Source organism: Streptosporangium brasiliense (assembly GCF_030811595.1).
GTDB lineage: Bacteria > Actinomycetota > Actinomycetes > Streptosporangiales > Streptosporangiaceae > Streptosporangium > Streptosporangium brasiliense.
Genome location: NZ_JAUSRB010000002.1, coordinates 3,268,194 through 3,283,835, shown reverse-complemented (window position 1 = coordinate 3,283,835; position 15,642 = coordinate 3,268,194). Strand labels below are relative to the sequence as shown.

Genomic DNA, 15,642 nt, shown 5'->3' with positions numbered 1-15,642 from the left:
GCGAAACGAACCCTAATCACGGGAGACCACCCGGTTGGTGAGAGTGCCGATTCCTTCGATGCCGACGCTGACCTCGTCGCCGATGTCCAGCGGACCGACCCCCTCGGGAGTCCCGGTGAGGATGACGTCGCCGGGGATCAGGGTCATGACCGCGCTCACGTGGGCGATCAGCGTCGGGATGTCGTACATGAGCTTGGAGGTGCGCGAGCTCTGCTTGATCTCGCCGTTCACCGTCGTGGTGATGCCCAGGTCGCCCGGGTCGAGCTCGGTCTGGATCCACGGGCCGAGCGGGCAGAAGGTGTCGAAGCCCTTGGCCCGGGTGAACTGGACGTCCTTCTTCTGCAGGTCCCGGGCCGTGACGTCGTTGGCACAGGTGTAGCCGAAGATGACCTCGTGGGCCCGCTCCGCGGGGACCTCCCGGCAGAGCCTGCCGATGACCACCGCCAGCTCGCCCTCGAAGTCGACCCGCCGTGACAGCCCCGTCGGGTAGGCGATGGCCTCCCCCGAACCGATCACCGAGGTGGACGGCTTCAGGAAGACCAGCGGCTCGTCGGGGACGTCGCCGCCCATCTCGCGGGCGTGGTCGGCGTAGTTTCTGCCGATCGCGACGACCTTGCTGGGCAGCATGGGCGCGACCAGCTTGACCTGCGAGAGCGAGTGACGCTCACCGGTGAACTGGATCGGGCCGAAGGGATGGCCGGAGATCGCGGAGACGAACTCCTCGCCGGGCCCGCCCTCGACCACGCCGAATCCGACACCCTCACCTGTGGAGAACCTCGCTATACGCACACGACAAGGCTAGTCGGGCCCGGGGTCCCGCCGGACCGCCGCCCGGCGCCGGGCCGCGGCGTGTCCGCCGTACGGCGCGCAGGCCGTCGTCCACCTTCACGGGTAACCCTGGGGCGGGTCAGCCTCAGCACACCCCACCAAACGGACTTCTCGCACATATCCATGATTCCCCCAGAAAAAGGTATGTCCTGGTTGCTGTTCTTATGGGGGGTATTACGCCCAGTAAGCAACTTCGGGGAAGAACTCGATCTTCCCCCGGGGGAAGGAATCGACGTGACCGAAGCCAACCCGGTGAGCACGCCGTCAAGGGGCGACGAGAGCACGGTGCCGCGGGCCCGGACCGACAGTCCTGGGGGCCGAGGGGATCTGATGACCCCCAGGGGCAACACGAGCATCGACAGCGGGGTCGTCGCGAAGATCGCGGGCATGGCCGCCCGCGAGGTCGCGGGTGTCTACGACATGGGCGCCGGCACCGCACGGGCGCTCGGCGCGGTCCGCGGCATCGTGGGCGGCGACAGGAGCGTCACACAGGGCGTGTCGGTCGAGGTGGGCGAGCGGCAGGCGGCGGTCGACCTCGACCTGGTGGTCGAGTACGGCGTGGCCATCCCCGACGTCGCCGCCGCCGTGCGCCGCAACGTGATAACGGCTGTCGAGCGCATGACGGGCCTTGAGGTGACCGAGGTCAACATCAGGGTCGACGACGTCCACATGCCCGGCCAGGAGAAGGAAGGCGACAAGGGCAGGGCGGAGGAGGCCGAGCCGGGACCGCGCGTCCAGTGAGCGACCTCGCCCACGAGATAGCCGACGCCGTACGGCGCTGCCCCGATGTCGCCGACCTGTCGAGCGGCCCGTTCGGGACCGTGGCGACCTACCTGCCCGGCGAGCGGGTGTCCGGCGTCGCCGTACGCGACCACGAGGTGGAGGTCGCCATCGTCGTCCAGATGGGACGGCCCCTGCCGGAGATCGCGCAAGAGGTGCGGACGGCGCTCGCCCCTCTGGTGGGCGACCGTCCGGTGAACGTCTATATCGGAGGTATTCGATGAACCGGTTCCCCATGTGGAGCATGGTCGGCATGCTCGTCGGCGTCGCCCTGGGCTTCGCGGCGGCCTTCGGCGGTCTCGGCGCGTTTCTCCTGGTGCTCGTCCTGGGTGCCGTCGGACTCCTCGTCGGCCGCATCGTCGACAGCGGCGAGATCGACCTGTCCCGGCTGGGCATGAGGCGGCAATGACCACCCCGGTCGGACACCGCGCCACGCCCTCCGAAGCCCCCGCCGACGTGCGCGGTCTCCCCGCGCAGCGGCCGGGCGGCACCTCGCCCGGCGACGCGGCCCGGTCCGCCGCGCCGGCCCGGCGGGTACGGCCGGCCGTACCGGCCGAGCGGCGCGGCAGGACGGACATCCCGGAGCGGGTGGTCTCGCGCATCGCGGCCCGCGCGGCCGGGGAGGTGGCGCGGGTGCGCGAGGTCCGCGAGCGGGGGCCGCTGACCTTCACCGGACGCACCCGCGCCACCGTGGACGGGGACCTCACGGCGCTGAGGCTGGAGGTGTCGGTGGAGTACCCCGCGCCGCTCCGGCAGCTCACCGAGGCGGTCCGGCGGCACGTCGCCGACCGGGTCGCCCTGCTGACCGGCCTGCACATCGGCCACATCGACATCGCCGTGACCGGCGTGGTGCCGCCTCCTCCGGAGGACGGCCCGTGACGGCCACCCCCGGTGCGCCCGGACCCGCCTCCGGGCCGGGCCCCGCACCGCGGCCACCTGCCGCACCCGGCGCGGAGCTCACGGAACAGGCCCCACCGCCCCCGCCCGCCGGGGTCCAGCGGAACCGGGCGGCCGACCGGGCGGCGAGCCGGGCCTTCCGTCCGCGCCGGGTGATCCCCGCCGTGATCACCGCGGCCCTGATGACCGTGATCGGCGTCCTGGTCGCGGTGGAGACGGTCTCCGCGCTCCTCGGCCGCCCGGTGCGCTGGGTGCCCTACGACAGGATGCTGAGCTGGGCGTCCTCGACACCGTGGAACGACCCGCGGGTGATGGTGGGGGCGAGCGTGGTCACCGCGCTGGGGCTGCTGCTGGTGCTGCTCGCGCTCGTGCCCGGACAGCCCAGGCTCATCCCCGCCCGGACCGGCGACCCCGACCTGATCATCGGCATGCGGCGCCACGGCTTCACCCGCGCCCTGGCCCACGCGGCCCGGCGGGTGCAGGGGATCGATCGCGCCCACGTGAGACTGCGCGGCCGGACCGCGCAGGTGACGGTGGACAGTCACATGTGGGACGTCACCGGGCTGGCGGAGGCCGTACGGCTGGCCGTCACCGAGCGGATCACCGCGCTCGCCCCGGTCGACGACTACGCCGTACGCGTGAACCTGCGAGGAAAGTGACCGCCATGGACAGGAAGACCGCGAGGGGCAACCGGCTGGGACTGCTCGTCATGGGGCTGCTGCTGACGGCCCTCGGCGCCCTCACGGTCGCCCGCGGCGCGGGCGCGCTCCCGCGGTCCCTGGCGCCCGCCCGCGAGCCGCTCCTCGGCGCCCCGGTGCGCGAGGCGTTCACCCGCCACGGCCCGTGGCCGTGGTGGGCGCTCGCCGCCGGTGGGATCGTGCTCGCCCTCCTCGGCCTGCGCTGGCTGCTGGTCCAGGGCCGGCACACCAGGCTGGGCGGCATCCGCCTGGCCAGCGGTCCCGGGGGTGTCACCGACATCGACGCCGGCAGCGTGTCCGACGCGCTGGCCGCCGACGTCAGCGCCCACCCCGCGATCCTCGGCGCCAGCGCCACCATGGTCGGCACGCAGGCGAACCCGGCGGTAAGGCTGCGCGTGGTGGCCGACGAGAACCTCCCGATGAGCGCGATCCGCGAGCAGTTGGACGGGGTGGCCGTCCCGCGCATGCGCCAGGCGCTGGAGACCGAGCACATCCCGGCCGTCGCCCAGGTGAGCCTGGAGGAACCGCCGCGGGCCCGCAGGACCGTCGCCTGACCGGACGGCGCCCTCCCCGAAGTCTCCGGCGGCGCTCACGGTGCGGCTCCGGCCGGTGGGGCAGGATGGTCTCATGAGCGTTGTCAAGATCAATGTGCTGACCGTCCCCGCCGAGCAGCGCGAGGAGCTCGAACGCCGCTTCTCCGGGCGGGCCGGGATGGTGGAGTCGGCCGACGGCTTCGAGTGGTTCGAACTGCTCCGCCCGGTGGAGGGCACCGAGCAGTATCTCGTCTACACCCGCTGGAGGTCCGAGGAGGACTTCACCCGGTGGACGGAGAGCCAGGCCTTCCAGCGGGGTCACACCCAGGCCGCCGCGGCCCCGGGCGCGCAGGGCCACGGCCACGCCGAGGCCCAGGCCCAGGGACACGGCCACGGCCAGGAGCCCGGCCAGGGGCACGGCCACGGCCAGGGCCCGGCCGCGACCGCGGCCACGCTCTGGTCGTTCGAGGTGGTGCAGAGCACCGGCCCCAAGGACGGCTCCTGACCAGGTGATCCGCCCCCGGCCCACCCGGGGCGCCACCGTCTCCACGGCGCTCGTCGCGAGGGGGGTGACGGCCGGTTTGGACAGGGCGGGCGTCAGCGGTCCAGCACGTTCGCCCGGATGCGGTCGGCGACGCCGCTGCGGACGAACCCGCCGGCCAGGCTGTCCGGCTTGCGCGCGGCCTGGTCCCTGAAGCACGCGATGAACTCCTCGCCGAGCCCCAGCCGCGGGTAGCGCTCCAGCACCTCGGCCCGGAGCTCGGCCGGGAAGTCCTCCGGCCGGCGACCGGAGACGTCCAGCGCGGTCGACAGCTCCAGCAGGTGGCCCTCGGGGTCCTGGGAGACATCCACCTTGTCCCACATGTGCCGCACGATCACCTCGGAGGCGCGCACCCGCCGCTCGACGGGCCATCCGGCCCCGGCGCCGAAGACCCACGCGAGGTGCCCGCCGGCCTCCTCGAACGGCACGGTGTGACTGTCGAACTCCTTGACCAGTCCGATGTCGTGCAGCATCGACGAGACGTACAGCAGCTCGGTGTCGAACGCGATGTCGTTCATCGCCGCGTAGGCCGCCGCCCACAGGTAGGACCGCACCGAGTGGTTCAGCAGGGCCGGCGAGCAGTAGGCGGTGGCGACCTCCAGCGCGCCGCGGGTGGCGGAGGTGTCGGGGATCACGATGTCGGCGAATCTCATGGGTCCAGCCTGCGCCACCGCGGGCACGGTCCGTGAGTGGCCGGAAAGCCAACCGTCGATAGGATCGCGCCATGGGGTTCAGGACGATCGCGGTGCTGCTGTTCGACGAGATTCCGCTGTTCGAGGCGTCGGTGCCGATCGCGGTCTTCGGGGAGCGGCGGGTCTCGCTGCCGGAGTTCGACGTGCGCGCGGTGTCCGCCGAGGGCGGTCCGGTCCGCTCCGACATCGGCATCGCCCTCGCCGCGCCCCACGGCCTGGAGGCCGTGGACGAGGCGGATCTGGTGGTCGTGCCGACCTGGCGGCGCCCGCTCGGCCGTCCGCCCGCGCAGGAGGCGCTGGAGGCGCTGCGCCGGGCCCACGGGCGCGGGGCGACGGTGGTCGGGCTCTGCCTCGGCACGTTCGTCCTGGCCGCCGCCGGCCTGCTGGACGGACGCACGGCCACGACGCACTGGCGCTACGCCCCGCTGCTCGCCTCGGCCCATCCGCGGATCCAGGTCAAGCCCGATGTGCTCTACGTGGACGAGGGCGACATCCTGACCTCCGCGGGCAGCGCGGGCGGCATCGACCTCTGCCTGCACCTCGTCCGCCGGACGTACGGCTCGCGGACGGCCAACGACATCGCCCGGAGCCTGGTGGTGCCGCCGCACCGGGCCGGCGGCCAGGCACAGTACATCGACCACCCGGTGCCGCCGCCCTCCGACGGCGACCCGCTCGGCGAGACCCTCGACTGGGCCCTGCGCCACCTGGACCAGGAGCTCACCGTGGACGCGCTGTCCGCCCGGGCCCTGATGAGCCGCCGCACCTTCGACCGGCGCTTCCGCCAGGTCACCGGGACCACGCCCACCCAGTGGCTGCTGCACCAGCGGGTCCTGCACGCCCAGCGGCTGCTGGAGACGACGCGGGAGCCGGTCGAGCGGGTGGCCCGCAGCGTGGGGTTCGCCTCGGCGGTGGCCCTGCGGCCCCACTTCCGCCGCCAGGTCGGGGTCTCCCCCACCGCCTACCGGGAGACCTTCGGCGACCCCGGCACGGCGGGCGCGGCGGCGCCCGCGGAGGAGCGACGGGCCGCCCGCGGACTGGCGTGATCGTCGCGGTGGATGGCCGGAAGGGCTATCACCCCGGCACGGCCCGCCCGGCCATGATGAGGGACATGAAGCGAGCACTGATCGTCATCGACGTCCAGAACGAATATTTCACCGGCAACCTGCCCATCGCCTACCCTCCGCGTGAGGAGAGCCTGGCCAACATCCTCACCGCCATGGACACCGCGCGCGAGCACGGCGTCCCGGTGATCGTGGTCAGGCACTCCGCGCCCGCCGAGTCCCCGCTGTTCGCCACCGGCAGCCACTCCTGGGAGCTGCACGAGGAGGTGGCGCGCAAGCCGTACGACCACCTGATGGACAAGACGATGGCCTCGTCCTTCGCCAGGACCGACCTGGCCGGGTGGCTGGACGCCCAGGGAGTCGACACGCTGACCGTCGCCGGATACATGACCCAGAACTGCGACGAGTCGACCGCCCGCGACGCCTTCCACCGGGGCATGGCCGTGGAGTTCCTGTCGGACGCGACCGGCACGCTCGCCCTGTCGAACCGGGCCGGCCGCGTGACGGCCGAGGATCTGCACAACAACGTACTGGTGGTGATGGGCTCCAACTTCGCCTCGGTGGCCACCACCGCCGAATGGGCCGACGCGGTCAAGTCCGACACCCTCCTGCCCCGCCCGAGCATCTGGGCCAGCACCCGGCCCACAGCGGAGTGACCGTACCCGCGAGGGTGCGCCGGTGAGCTGGACCGAGGAGCAAGGGAGCCCGCGAGGGTGCGCCGGTGGCTGGACCGAGGAGCGAGGGAGCCCGCGAGGGTGCGCCGGTGGCTGGACCGAGGAGCGAGGGAGCGCAGCGGACGAGCGACGAGGGAAGCCATCGGTTATCAGCACCCGAGCCGCGACGCGCAGCGTCGCCAACAACACAGCGGACGAGCGACGAGGGAAGCCATCGGTTATCAGCACCCGAGCCGCGACGCGCAGCGTCGCCAACAACACAGCGGACGAGCGACGAGGGAAGTCACCGGTTATCAGCACCCGAGCCGCGACGCGCAGCGTCGCGAATGGACAGGTGTCGCCGTCGAAGACGCCTTAAACGCCGGGCTCGCATCTAGTTGCTAACGATGTGCCGGAAGAGGCTCACCCAGCTTGACCGGTTTGGTGGGATTCGGACAGCATGATCCGCCCTCTTCGTCTGGCCTGGAAGGAACTGGCGTGCGCCGCCGCACCAAAGCACTCACTCTCTCCCTCGCCCTTCTCATGATCTGCGGCGCGGTGGCCGGCACAGCCGAGGCCTCGGACAAGGTCAAACGCACGAGCGAGTGCCAGGGCGACTGGTTACCGGCGACCCCGACGGCGCCGGACATCATGAACGGCGAGCTGGAGTTCCTGAACCTGTCCCCGGTGAAGGTGGGCAAGGACGTCAACTGGCGTACCGACCCCTACCGCAACCGCTCGTGGAGCATGGTCTTCCACTCGCTGCGCTGGATGGGCCGCCTGGTCGCCGACTACGAGACGACCGGGCAGACGGCCTATCTGACCCGCGCCACGGAGATCGCCAAGGACTGGGTGGCGGACAACCCCCGCCGGGGCGGCGCCAAGGCCAGCCCGTACGCCTGGCAGGAGCACCCGATCGCGCTGCGCGCCCCCGCGCTGGTCTGCCTCAGCAAGCACGTCAGCGCGTCCTGGCTGACCAGGAGCCTGGCCGAGCACGCCAAGGTGCTGTCCGACCCGAGCCTGTACGAGAAGGGCCACAACCACGGCATCGACCAGGACATCGCGCTGCTGGGCATCGGCTGCCGCTACGGCAACAGGGCGTGGTCCGGTCTGGCCGTCAGGCGGCTGACCGAGACGGTGAAGCTGGACGTCGACTCCCAGGGGGCGCTGCGCGAGCAGGCCCCGCGCTACGCGATCTACGTCCACGAGCGCCTCAAGGTCGCGATGGACGGGATCAAGGAGTGCGGCCGGAAGGTGCCCGCCGAGATCAGCCGGCGCTGGGAGTCGCTGGAGGACTTCATCTCCCACTCGACCCAGCCCAACGGGTTCATGGTCCCGATCGGGGACGGCGGCGCGGATGTGCGGCCGGTCGGGTACGACCACTCGAAGAAGGCCGTGCGGGTGTTCGGCAACGGCTACGTCTACGGGCGCACCGCCTGGGACAAGCCCGAGTCGGCGTTCTACTCCATCCGCTTCGGCCCCGGCCTGAAGTATCACGGCCACGAGGACCACCTCGGCGTGACCTACTACGCCCAGGGCCGTGACGTCCTGGTCGACGTCGGCTTCCACTCCTACGAGAACAGCGGCTACCGCCGCTGGACGATGTCCCCGGAGGCGCACAACACGCCGTCCGTCGTCGGCGCCCGGTTCCGGGGCAGGACCGCCACCGCTCTGAGCAGGTCCTCGATCGGGGAGGACCGGCAGAGCTACCGGCTGACCGACAGGGCCTACGGCGTGCCCAGGACCCGCTCGGTGCTGGTCAACCACGGAGACGACGTGATGGCCGTGCTGGACACGGTCCCCAAGGGCTCCCGGGTCCGCAACCTCTGGCACTTCGCCCCCGGGCTGTCCACCGTGTCGGACACCGGCGGCCGGATCGTGTTCAAGGACAAGAGCGGCTGGAAGGCGACGCTGGTCCAGGTGTCGATGCCGTCCTGCAAGCCGGTGAGCGGGCTGCAGGTCGTCCGCGGCCAGCAGAACCCCTACCAGGGCTGGGTCTCCCCCGCCTACCTGCAGAAGCAGGCCGCCCCGGCGGTCGTCTCCCCCGCCTCCGCGGGCGCGCTGCTCACCGTCGTGGTGCCGGGCACCGACAAGCCCTCGCTCTCCTGCTCCGGCGGCAAGGTGAGCCTGAAGACGTCCGAGGGCTCGGTCAGCTTCAAGGTCAGCGGCGCCGACCTCTCCTGAGCGCCGCTCCGCCGGGCCCCGGGACCCGGCGGAGCCCGAGGCGCGGCCGGGCCGTCCCGGCCCCGCACCTGCTCGGCGCAGACCCGCCCCGCCGGGGTAGGGCCGGGCCCGCCCCGCGGGGCACCGGCCGGGCCGGGCCGTACCCCACAGGGCCCGGATCAGTCCGCGGCGTGGCCGGCCCGGACCAGGCCGTAGGTGACGGCCTGCTCAAGGGCCTGCCAGGACGCCTCGATGATGTTCTCGTCGACGCCGACGGTGGCCCACTCGCCGGTCGCGTCGCTGGAGGTGATGAGCACGCGCGTTATCGCGTCGGTGCCGTGGGTGCCCTCCAGGATCCGCACCTTGAAGTCGATCAGCTCGACCTCGGCCAGCTCGGGGTAGAGCTTCTCCAGCCCCAGCCGCACGGCCCTGTCCAGGGCGTTGACCGGGCCGTTGCCCTCTCCGGTGGCCACGATGCGCTCGCCCTTGGCGTGCAGCTTGACCGTGGCCTCGCTGACCAGCTCGCCGCCGCGGGTCCGCTCGACGATCACCCGCCAGGACTCCACCGTGAAGTGGCGCCGGCGCTCGCCCGCCACGGTGTCGCGCAGCAGCAGCTCGAAGGAGGCGTCGGCGGCCTCGAAGGTGTAGCCCTTGGACTCCATGTCCTTGACCCGCTCCACCAGGTCGCGCGAGATCTCCGGCGACAGCTCGTAGCCCAGCTCGCGGCCCTTGAGCTCGACGGAGGCGCGGCCGGCCATGTCGGAGACGAGCATGCGCATGTCGTTGCCGACCTGGGCCGGGTCGATGTGCTGGTAGAGGTTGGGGTCCACCTTGATGGCGCTGGCGTGCAGCCCCGCCTTGTGCGCGAAGGCGGAGACGCCCACGTAGGGGGCGTGGGAGTTCGGGGTGACGTTGGTGACCTCGGTGATCGCGTGCGCGATCCGGGTCATGTCGGCCAGCGCCTCCGGCGGGACGAGGTCGAAGCCCCGCTTGAGCTGGAGGTTGGCCACGACGGTGAAGAGGTTGGCGTTGCCGGACCGCTCGCCGTAGCCGTTGGCGCAGCCCTGCACGTGGGTGGCGCCCGCCTTCACCGCGGCCAGGGTGTTGGCCACCGCGCAGCCGGTGTCGTCGTGGCAGTGGATGCCGACCCGGGCGGAGGTCTGCACGGCCGCGTGGACGACCTCGGCGAGCTCGTCGGGGAGCATGCCGCCGTTGGTGTCGCACAGGGCGATGACCGAGGCCCCCGCCTCGGCGGCGGTGCGCAGGACCTCCAGCGCGTAGGCTGGGTTGGACTTGTAGCCGTCGAAGAAGTGCTCGGCGTCGAGGAAGACCCGCTGTCCCTCCGCACGGAGGTGGGAGACCGTGTCGCGGATCATCGCGAGGTTCTCCCGGAGAGTCGTGCGGAGGGCCAGCTCCACGTGCCGGTCGTGGCTCTTGGCGACAAGGGTCACGACCGGCGCGCCGGATTCGCGCAGAGCGGCCACCAACGGGTCGTCGGCTGCCTTCACACCGGCCCGGCGGGTCGCGCCGAACGCGGCGAGCTGCGCGTGCTTCAGGTCGAGCTCTGTTTGGGCCCGCCTGAAGAACTCTGTGTCCTTGGGGTTGGCGCCCGGCCAGCCCCCTTCGATGAAGCCGACGCCCAGGCCGTCCAGGTGGCGGGCGATGGCCAGCTTGTCGACCACCGTGAGGTTGAGGCCCTCCTGCTGGGCGCCGTCACGGAGTGTGGTGTCGTACACGTGGAAGCGGTCGTCGGCCATGTCAGTCTCCTTCGCGGTTCGATGATTCGCCGCGCGCTCATCCGGCTCCGAAAACAAAAAAACCCCTCACGGACGTGAGAGGTCTGCGCGCTGGCGGTGTCCCTTTTCAGCCAGCGCGCCTGCCGATAATGAGCAGACCGTAGAACATGATGCTCTGGAGTCTGCCACACGCTGACACCATTTGACACATCGATCTCACGATCCGAGATGTACGGTCCGCCGACACGGGCTCGGGCCTCAGCCGCGAACCGGCCGCCGGTGGCGACAATGGCCCCATGAAGGCGACTTATCTCGACCCTGCCGTCGGGCAGTACCTGCTCGCGCACACCACCCGGCCCGACGACGTTCTCGACGCGCTCGCCGTGGAGACCCGCGAGGCCACCGGCGACAGCGCGGTCATGCAGCTCTCCCCCGACCAGGGGCCGTTCCTCACCATGATCACCCAGCTCAGCCGCGCCGGGAACGTGGTGGAGGTGGGCACCTTCACCGGCTACTCGTCCATCTGCCTGGCCCGGGGCCTGGCTCCGGGCGGCAGGTTGACCTGCTTCGACCTCAGCGAGGAGTGGACGGCGATCGCCCAGCGCTACTGGGACAAGGCCGGGGTCGCCGACCGCGTGGAGCTGAGGATCGGCCCGGCCGCCGAGCGCCTGGAGGAGTTGCCCGGCGGGCAGAGCGTGGACCTGGCGTTCATCGACGCCGACAAGGCCGGCTACCCCGTCTACTACGAGATCCTGCTGTCCCGCCTCGCCCCGGGCGGCCTGATCCTCGCCGACAACACCCTGTGGAGCGGGAGGGTCGCCGACCCCACCGCCGACGACGACGACACCCGGGCCATCCGCGAGTTCAACGACATGGTCATGGCCGACGGCCGGGTGACCTCGCTGATGCTCCCCATCGCCGACGGGCTCACCATGATTCGAAAGCACTGACGAGGAGTTCCCCGAATCCCGGGCGGGCGCAAATCTTTACGGTTACTTTGAGTCGCGTGTCAAACACGTTGCGCCCACCCGCGCGGAGGGGAAGATTGAGACCATGGGACTGCTCATGGACAGACCTGTCACATACCAGATCACCGATCAGACGGAGGTCGAACGCCTCTATCTCGAACTCGTCGATCGATTCGAGAAGCATCGGATCGAGATCATCGACGGCCGGATCGTGGTGAGGGAGTTGCCTACGCTCACCCACGCCCGAATCATCTACCAGCTGCTGCTCCAGCTCATCTCGGTCGCCACCGAGCAGGGGCTGGAGCTCCTTCAGGAAGCCAAGATCTTCCTGAACGCCCAGGCGGATCGCTATGAGCCGGATCTCATCGCCGTTCCGGCCAAGGCACGGCAGTGGGATCCCAACCACGTATACGCGGACTCCACTTTCCTGGTCGTCGAGGTGGTGTCTCCGAGCAGCATCAAAGATGATCACGTCATCAAGCCTCGGAACTGCGCCCGGGCAGGGGTTCCGCTCTATCTGGTCATCGACGCACTCGACGACAAGGTCAGATTGCTCAGCCGTCCGAGCGAGGACGGATACACCCACGAGGTCTCCGTGAAACTCGGCGACCCGTTCGACCTGCCCGCGCCGTGGAACCTCACGATCGACACGGGCAGGCTGATCGAGATGTGAGTCACGCGAGGAGAGCCCGGCCAGGTGGGAGGCCGGGCTCTTCTCGTGTCCGGGTCAGCAGATCTTGTGGACCCAGCCGTGGGCGTCGGGACGGGAACCGTACTGGATGCCGACCAGCTCCTCGCGGATCCTGGCGGTGACGGGGCCCTGGGTGCCGTCGCCGACCGTCCAGGCGCGGTCGGCGCCCTTGACCGAGCCGACGGGGGTCACGACCGCCGCGGTGCCGCAGGCGAAGACCTCGGTGAGCTCGCCGGACTCGCAGCCCGCCTGCCACTCCTCGATCGACAGGCGCCCCTCCTCGGCGGTCAGGCCCAGCTCGGAGGCGAGGGCGAGGATCGAGTCGCGGGTGATGCCGGGCAGGAGCGTGCCGGTGAGGGCCGGGGTGAGCAGGCGGTCGCCGTAGACGAAGAACAGGTTCATCCCGCCCATCTCCTCGACGTAGCGGTGCTCGGCCGCGTCGAGCCAGACCACCTGGTCACAGCCCTGCTCGACGGCCTGGCGCTGGGCGACGAAGGCCGCCGCGTAGTTGCCGCCGCACTTGGCGAAGCCGGTGCCGCCGGGGGCGGCGCGGGTGTATTCGGTGGACAGCCAGACCGAGACGGCCTTGCTGCCGCCGAAGTAGGCGGCCGCCGGGGAGGCGATCACCATGTAGCGGTAGGACCGGGACGGGTAGTTGACGCCGAGCGCGGCCTGCGTGGCGATCATGAAGGGGCGCAGGTAGAGGCTGTGCCCCGGGGTGGTGGGGACCCACTCGCGATCGGTCTGGACGAGGAGCTCCAGCGACTCGACGAACGCCTCCTCGGGCAGCTCCGGCATGGCCATCCGCACCGCCGACTGGTTGAAGCGGGCGGCGTTGGCGTAGGGCCGGAAGGACGCGATCGCGCCGCTCTCCTGACGGTAGGCCTTCAGGCCCTCGAAGAGCTCCTGGGCGTAGTGGAAGACCGCGGTCGCCGGGTCCAGGCTCAGCGGGCCGTACGGCGTGAGCCGCGCGTCGTGCCAGCCCTCCCCCTCGGTGTAGTCGATCGAGATCATGTGATCGGTGAATGCCTGCCCGAACCCGGGGCTCGCCAGTACCTGCTCACGCTCGGCTGCGGTGCGAGCGTGGTCGGAGAGCTGCACGTCGAAGCTGAGCTTCTGAGCGGTGGTCATGGCGGAGATCCTTCTCTTGAGGCGGTCTGCCCTTGGGTCCATTCTGCGGTGGACCCAGGTAACGGGAAACTACTGCATCTGTGTCGAAAACCGGCACTGCCGGGATAAAACGAAGACGCGCCTGGCAGCTTCTGTGAGCCGCCAGACGCGTCTGGGTGGGGGAGGCGGCTCTGTCAGCCGGCTACTCGGGCGGTGATGTCGTCACCGATCTCGTGAGTGGTCCGGCCGGTCCAGCCGGTGAGCCGCTCGACCAGGTCGTCGGCGACGGCCTGCTCGACCTTGGCGGCCTCGTCGGCCAGCCCGAGGTGGTCCAGGAGCATGGCGACCGACAGGATCGTGGCGGTCGGGTCGGCCTTGCCCTGGCCCGCGATGTCGGGGGCGCTGCCGTGGACCGGCTCGAACATGCTCGGCGCGGTCCGGTCGGGGTTGATGTTGCCGCTGGCCGCCAGGCCGATGCCGCCGGCGACGGCGGCGCCGATGTCGGTGATGATGTCGCCGAAGAGGTTGTCGGTGACGATCACGTCGAACCGCTCCGGCTGGGTGACGAAGAACATCGAGGCCGCGTCGACGTGGCAGTAGTCGGTCTGGACGTCGGGGTATTCCAGGCCGACCCGGTCGAACGTGCGGGCCCAGAGGTCACCGGCGTAGGTGAGCACGTTGGTCTTGTGGACCAGCGTCAGCTTCTTGCGGGGACGGGCGAGCGCCTTGTCGAAGGCGTAGCGGACGACGCGCTCGACGCCGAAGGCGGTGTTCAGCGACTCCTGGGTGGCGACCTCGTGCGGGGTGCCGCGGCGCAGCACGCCGCCCGCGCCCGCGTAGAGGCTCTCGGTGCCCTCACGGACGACGACCATGTCGATGTCCTCGGGGCGGGCCTTGCCCAGCGGGGTCTCGACGCCGGGGAAGAGCTTGACCGGACGGAGGTTGACGTAGTGGTCGAGCTCGAAGCGGAGCCTGAGCAGCAGGTCGCGCTCCAGGATGCCCGGCGGCACGCTGGGGTCGCCGATCGCGCCGAGCAGGATCGCGTCGTATCCGCGCAGCTCGTCCAGGACCGCGTCGGGAAGGGTCTCACCGGTCCGGTGGTAGCGCTTGGCGCCGAGATCGTAGGTGACGGTCTCCACCTTCGTGCCGACCGCTTCGAGCACCTTCAGGCCCTCGGTGACGACCTCGACTCCGATCCCGTCCCCGGGGATGACTGCCAGACGAATGTTGCGCGAATCCATGCAGGCACCTTACCGGTCCGTCTCGGTAATCGAACACCGATCTCACCCATCGGACATTTTCGCGCGTACGGGACCTCATGATCCACAGCAGTCTCGACCCCTGTGATCCCTTTGTCCGCTTTTGCGACGTATTGACCCTTTCGTTAAGTTTCGTTATGGTCCTCTGCATTCGAACCGATGCCTAATCCGCCGGGCCGTCCCCCCTTCGGCCTGCGCGGAGCCGGGGAACCACTTCCGGGACCCACGGCCGCCCAGGACTCCGCGCTTCGCCTGGCGGAGCCATGTCCTGAGCCGCCTTCACGGATCCCTTGGGGCGAATCAGCGCTTCGCGCGCCGTAGGGCGGCCTCCACGCCCGAGCCCGACAGCTAACCCGGCCGGCCCTATGGAAGGAACCATCCTGTCCGGCAAGATTCGCCCCCGCGTCCTGTCCCTGCTCGTCGCCGGCACCGCCGTGCTCGCGACCCCGTCTCTCGCGCTGGCCGACTCCCCCAAGGCCGACTCTCCCAAGGCCCCCGCCCCCGCCCCCGTCACCGCCACCGCGCCGCTCACCGGGCCCAAGCTCAAGGAGATCATCACCAAGGATGCTCCCGTGCCCGCCTGGAAGAAGGCCGTGAAGTGGGCCATGTCCAAGCGCGGCACGCCCTACGTCTGGGGCGGCACCGGCAACGGCGGCTTCGACTGCTCCGGCCTGATGCTCCGCGCCTACGGCGCCGCCGGGATCAAGCTGCCCCGCGTGGCCGCCGCCCAGTACGCGGCGTTCTCCAAGAAGGTCTCCTGGAAGAACCTCAAGCCCGGCGACCTCGTCTTCTTCCACAATCTCGGGCACGTCGGCATGATCACCAAGCCGGGTTACATGGTCCACGCCCCGCAGACCGGCGACGTGGTCAAGGAGGAGAAGCTCAACTCCTGGCGTCGCAGCACGTTCGTCGGCGGCGTCCGCCCCGACCGCACGGGCGTCAAGCTCGCCGCCGAACAGGCCAAGCTCGCGGCCCAGCCCGCCCCCACGATGCTCCAGGCCACCCCCTGATCCCCGGAGGGCGCCGGTCACC

At 70.7% G+C, this 15,642-nt stretch carries 18 protein-coding genes and 1 riboswitch; of the genes, 13 read left to right on the top strand and 5 right to left on the bottom strand.

Translation table 11 applies throughout. The annotated features are described in order from the left end of the window. Window positions 1-12: 12 nt before the first annotated feature. Entirely contained in the window at window positions 13-789 is a 777-nt protein-coding gene (locus tag J2S55_RS23750; RefSeq protein ID WP_306864987.1) for a fumarylacetoacetate hydrolase family protein, read from the bottom strand. A 369-nt stretch (window positions 790-1,158) separates the two neighbouring features. Here J2S55_RS23750 and J2S55_RS23745 point away from each other — a divergent pair, with 369 nt between their 5' ends. The 7 genes from J2S55_RS23745 (at window position 1,159) to J2S55_RS23715 (ending at window position 4,241) form a co-directional block, all read left to right on the top strand. Next, window positions 1,159-1,569 (top strand): Asp23/Gls24 family envelope stress response protein, encoded by a 411-nt coding sequence (locus J2S55_RS23745; RefSeq protein WP_306875545.1) that lies wholly within the window; start codon window positions 1,159-1,161, stop codon window positions 1,567-1,569. Then, window positions 1,566-1,832: an Asp23/Gls24 family envelope stress response protein gene (locus tag J2S55_RS23740; protein ID WP_306864984.1), complete on the top strand. Its 267-nt coding sequence runs from the start codon at window positions 1,566-1,568 to the stop codon at window positions 1,830-1,832. Before J2S55_RS23745 ends, J2S55_RS23740 begins: the two co-directional genes overlap by 4 nt. Continuing rightward, on the top strand, window positions 1,829-2,017 hold the full coding sequence (locus J2S55_RS23735; RefSeq protein WP_306864981.1) for a hypothetical protein: 189 nt from the start codon (window positions 1,829-1,831) through the stop codon (window positions 2,015-2,017). The genes J2S55_RS23740 and J2S55_RS23735 overlap by 4 nt, the downstream gene beginning before the upstream one ends. Then, window positions 2,014-2,487, top strand: coding sequence for an Asp23/Gls24 family envelope stress response protein (locus J2S55_RS23730; RefSeq protein WP_306864979.1), 474 nt, complete (start codon window positions 2,014-2,016; stop codon window positions 2,485-2,487). The genes J2S55_RS23735 and J2S55_RS23730 overlap by 4 nt, the downstream gene beginning before the upstream one ends. Continuing rightward, on the top strand, window positions 2,484-3,164 hold the full coding sequence (locus J2S55_RS23725) for a DUF6286 domain-containing protein (protein WP_306864976.1): 681 nt from the start codon (window positions 2,484-2,486) through the stop codon (window positions 3,162-3,164). The genes J2S55_RS23730 and J2S55_RS23725 overlap by 4 nt, the downstream gene beginning before the upstream one ends. Before the next feature lie 5 nt (window positions 3,165-3,169). Beyond that, a complete protein-coding gene (locus J2S55_RS23720) occupies window positions 3,170-3,757 on the top strand; it encodes a hypothetical protein (RefSeq protein WP_306864973.1) in 588 nt (195 codons plus the stop codon). A 73-nt stretch (window positions 3,758-3,830) separates the two neighbouring features. Then, the gene (locus J2S55_RS23715) at window positions 3,831-4,241 is read left to right on the top strand and encodes an antibiotic biosynthesis monooxygenase family protein (RefSeq protein ID WP_306864970.1); all 411 of its coding nucleotides are present in this window, start codon (window positions 3,831-3,833) and stop codon (window positions 4,239-4,241) included. Window positions 4,242-4,333: 92 nt separating this feature from the next. On the opposite strand, the gene J2S55_RS23710 is transcribed toward J2S55_RS23715, so the two are convergent. Next, the gene (locus J2S55_RS23710; RefSeq protein WP_306864968.1) at window positions 4,334-4,930 is read right to left on the bottom strand and encodes an HD domain-containing protein; all 597 of its coding nucleotides are present in this window, start codon (window positions 4,928-4,930) and stop codon (window positions 4,334-4,336) included. 71 nt (window positions 4,931-5,001) lie between these two features. Between J2S55_RS23710 and J2S55_RS23705 the strand changes: the two genes are divergently transcribed. The 3 genes from J2S55_RS23705 (at window position 5,002) to J2S55_RS23695 (ending at window position 8,867) form a co-directional block, all read left to right on the top strand. Beyond that, a complete protein-coding gene (locus J2S55_RS23705; RefSeq protein ID WP_306864965.1) occupies window positions 5,002-6,012 on the top strand; it encodes a helix-turn-helix domain-containing protein in 1,011 nt (336 codons plus the stop codon). 65 nt (window positions 6,013-6,077) lie between these two features. Further along, complete coding sequence (locus tag J2S55_RS23700; RefSeq protein ID WP_306864963.1) at window positions 6,078-6,686, top strand: cysteine hydrolase family protein; 609 nt, start codon at window positions 6,078-6,080, stop codon at window positions 6,684-6,686. A 495-nt stretch (window positions 6,687-7,181) separates the two neighbouring features. After that, entirely contained in the window at window positions 7,182-8,867 is a 1,686-nt protein-coding gene (locus J2S55_RS23695) for a heparinase II/III domain-containing protein (protein ID WP_306864961.1), read from the top strand. Window positions 8,868-9,025: 158 nt separating this feature from the next. On the opposite strand, the gene cimA is transcribed toward J2S55_RS23695, so the two are convergent. Next, window positions 9,026-10,603 (bottom strand): citramalate synthase, encoded by a 1,578-nt coding sequence (cimA, locus tag J2S55_RS23690; RefSeq protein ID WP_306864959.1) that lies wholly within the window; start codon window positions 10,601-10,603, stop codon window positions 9,026-9,028. A gap of 275 nt (window positions 10,604-10,878) precedes the next feature. Here cimA and J2S55_RS23685 point away from each other — a divergent pair, with 275 nt between their 5' ends. Both J2S55_RS23685 and J2S55_RS23680 read left to right on the top strand, forming a co-directional pair. After that, a complete protein-coding gene (locus J2S55_RS23685) occupies window positions 10,879-11,532 on the top strand; it encodes an O-methyltransferase (protein ID WP_306864958.1) in 654 nt (217 codons plus the stop codon). Between the two features lie 115 nt (window positions 11,533-11,647). Further along, complete coding sequence (locus J2S55_RS23680; protein WP_306864956.1) at window positions 11,648-12,223, top strand: Uma2 family endonuclease; 576 nt, start codon at window positions 11,648-11,650, stop codon at window positions 12,221-12,223. Between the two features lie 54 nt (window positions 12,224-12,277). On the opposite strand, the gene J2S55_RS23675 is transcribed toward J2S55_RS23680, so the two are convergent. Together J2S55_RS23675 and J2S55_RS23670 are read right to left on the bottom strand one after the other, a co-directional pair. After that, the gene (locus J2S55_RS23675) at window positions 12,278-13,372 is read right to left on the bottom strand and encodes a branched-chain amino acid aminotransferase (protein ID WP_306864953.1); all 1,095 of its coding nucleotides are present in this window, start codon (window positions 13,370-13,372) and stop codon (window positions 12,278-12,280) included. A 173-nt stretch (window positions 13,373-13,545) separates the two neighbouring features. Next, window positions 13,546-14,592, bottom strand: coding sequence for a 3-isopropylmalate dehydrogenase (locus J2S55_RS23670; RefSeq protein ID WP_306864951.1), 1,047 nt, complete (start codon window positions 14,590-14,592; stop codon window positions 13,546-13,548). 168 nt (window positions 14,593-14,760) lie between these two features. Then, window positions 14,761-14,988, top strand: a riboswitch (cyclic di-AMP (ydaO/yuaA leader). Between J2S55_RS23670 and J2S55_RS23665 the strand changes: the two genes are divergently transcribed. After that, entirely contained in the window at window positions 14,976-15,620 is a 645-nt protein-coding gene (locus J2S55_RS23665; protein WP_306864949.1) for a C40 family peptidase, read from the top strand. Its footprint overlaps the riboswitch before it by 13 nt. The last annotated feature ends 22 nt before the right edge of the window (window positions 15,621-15,642 follow it).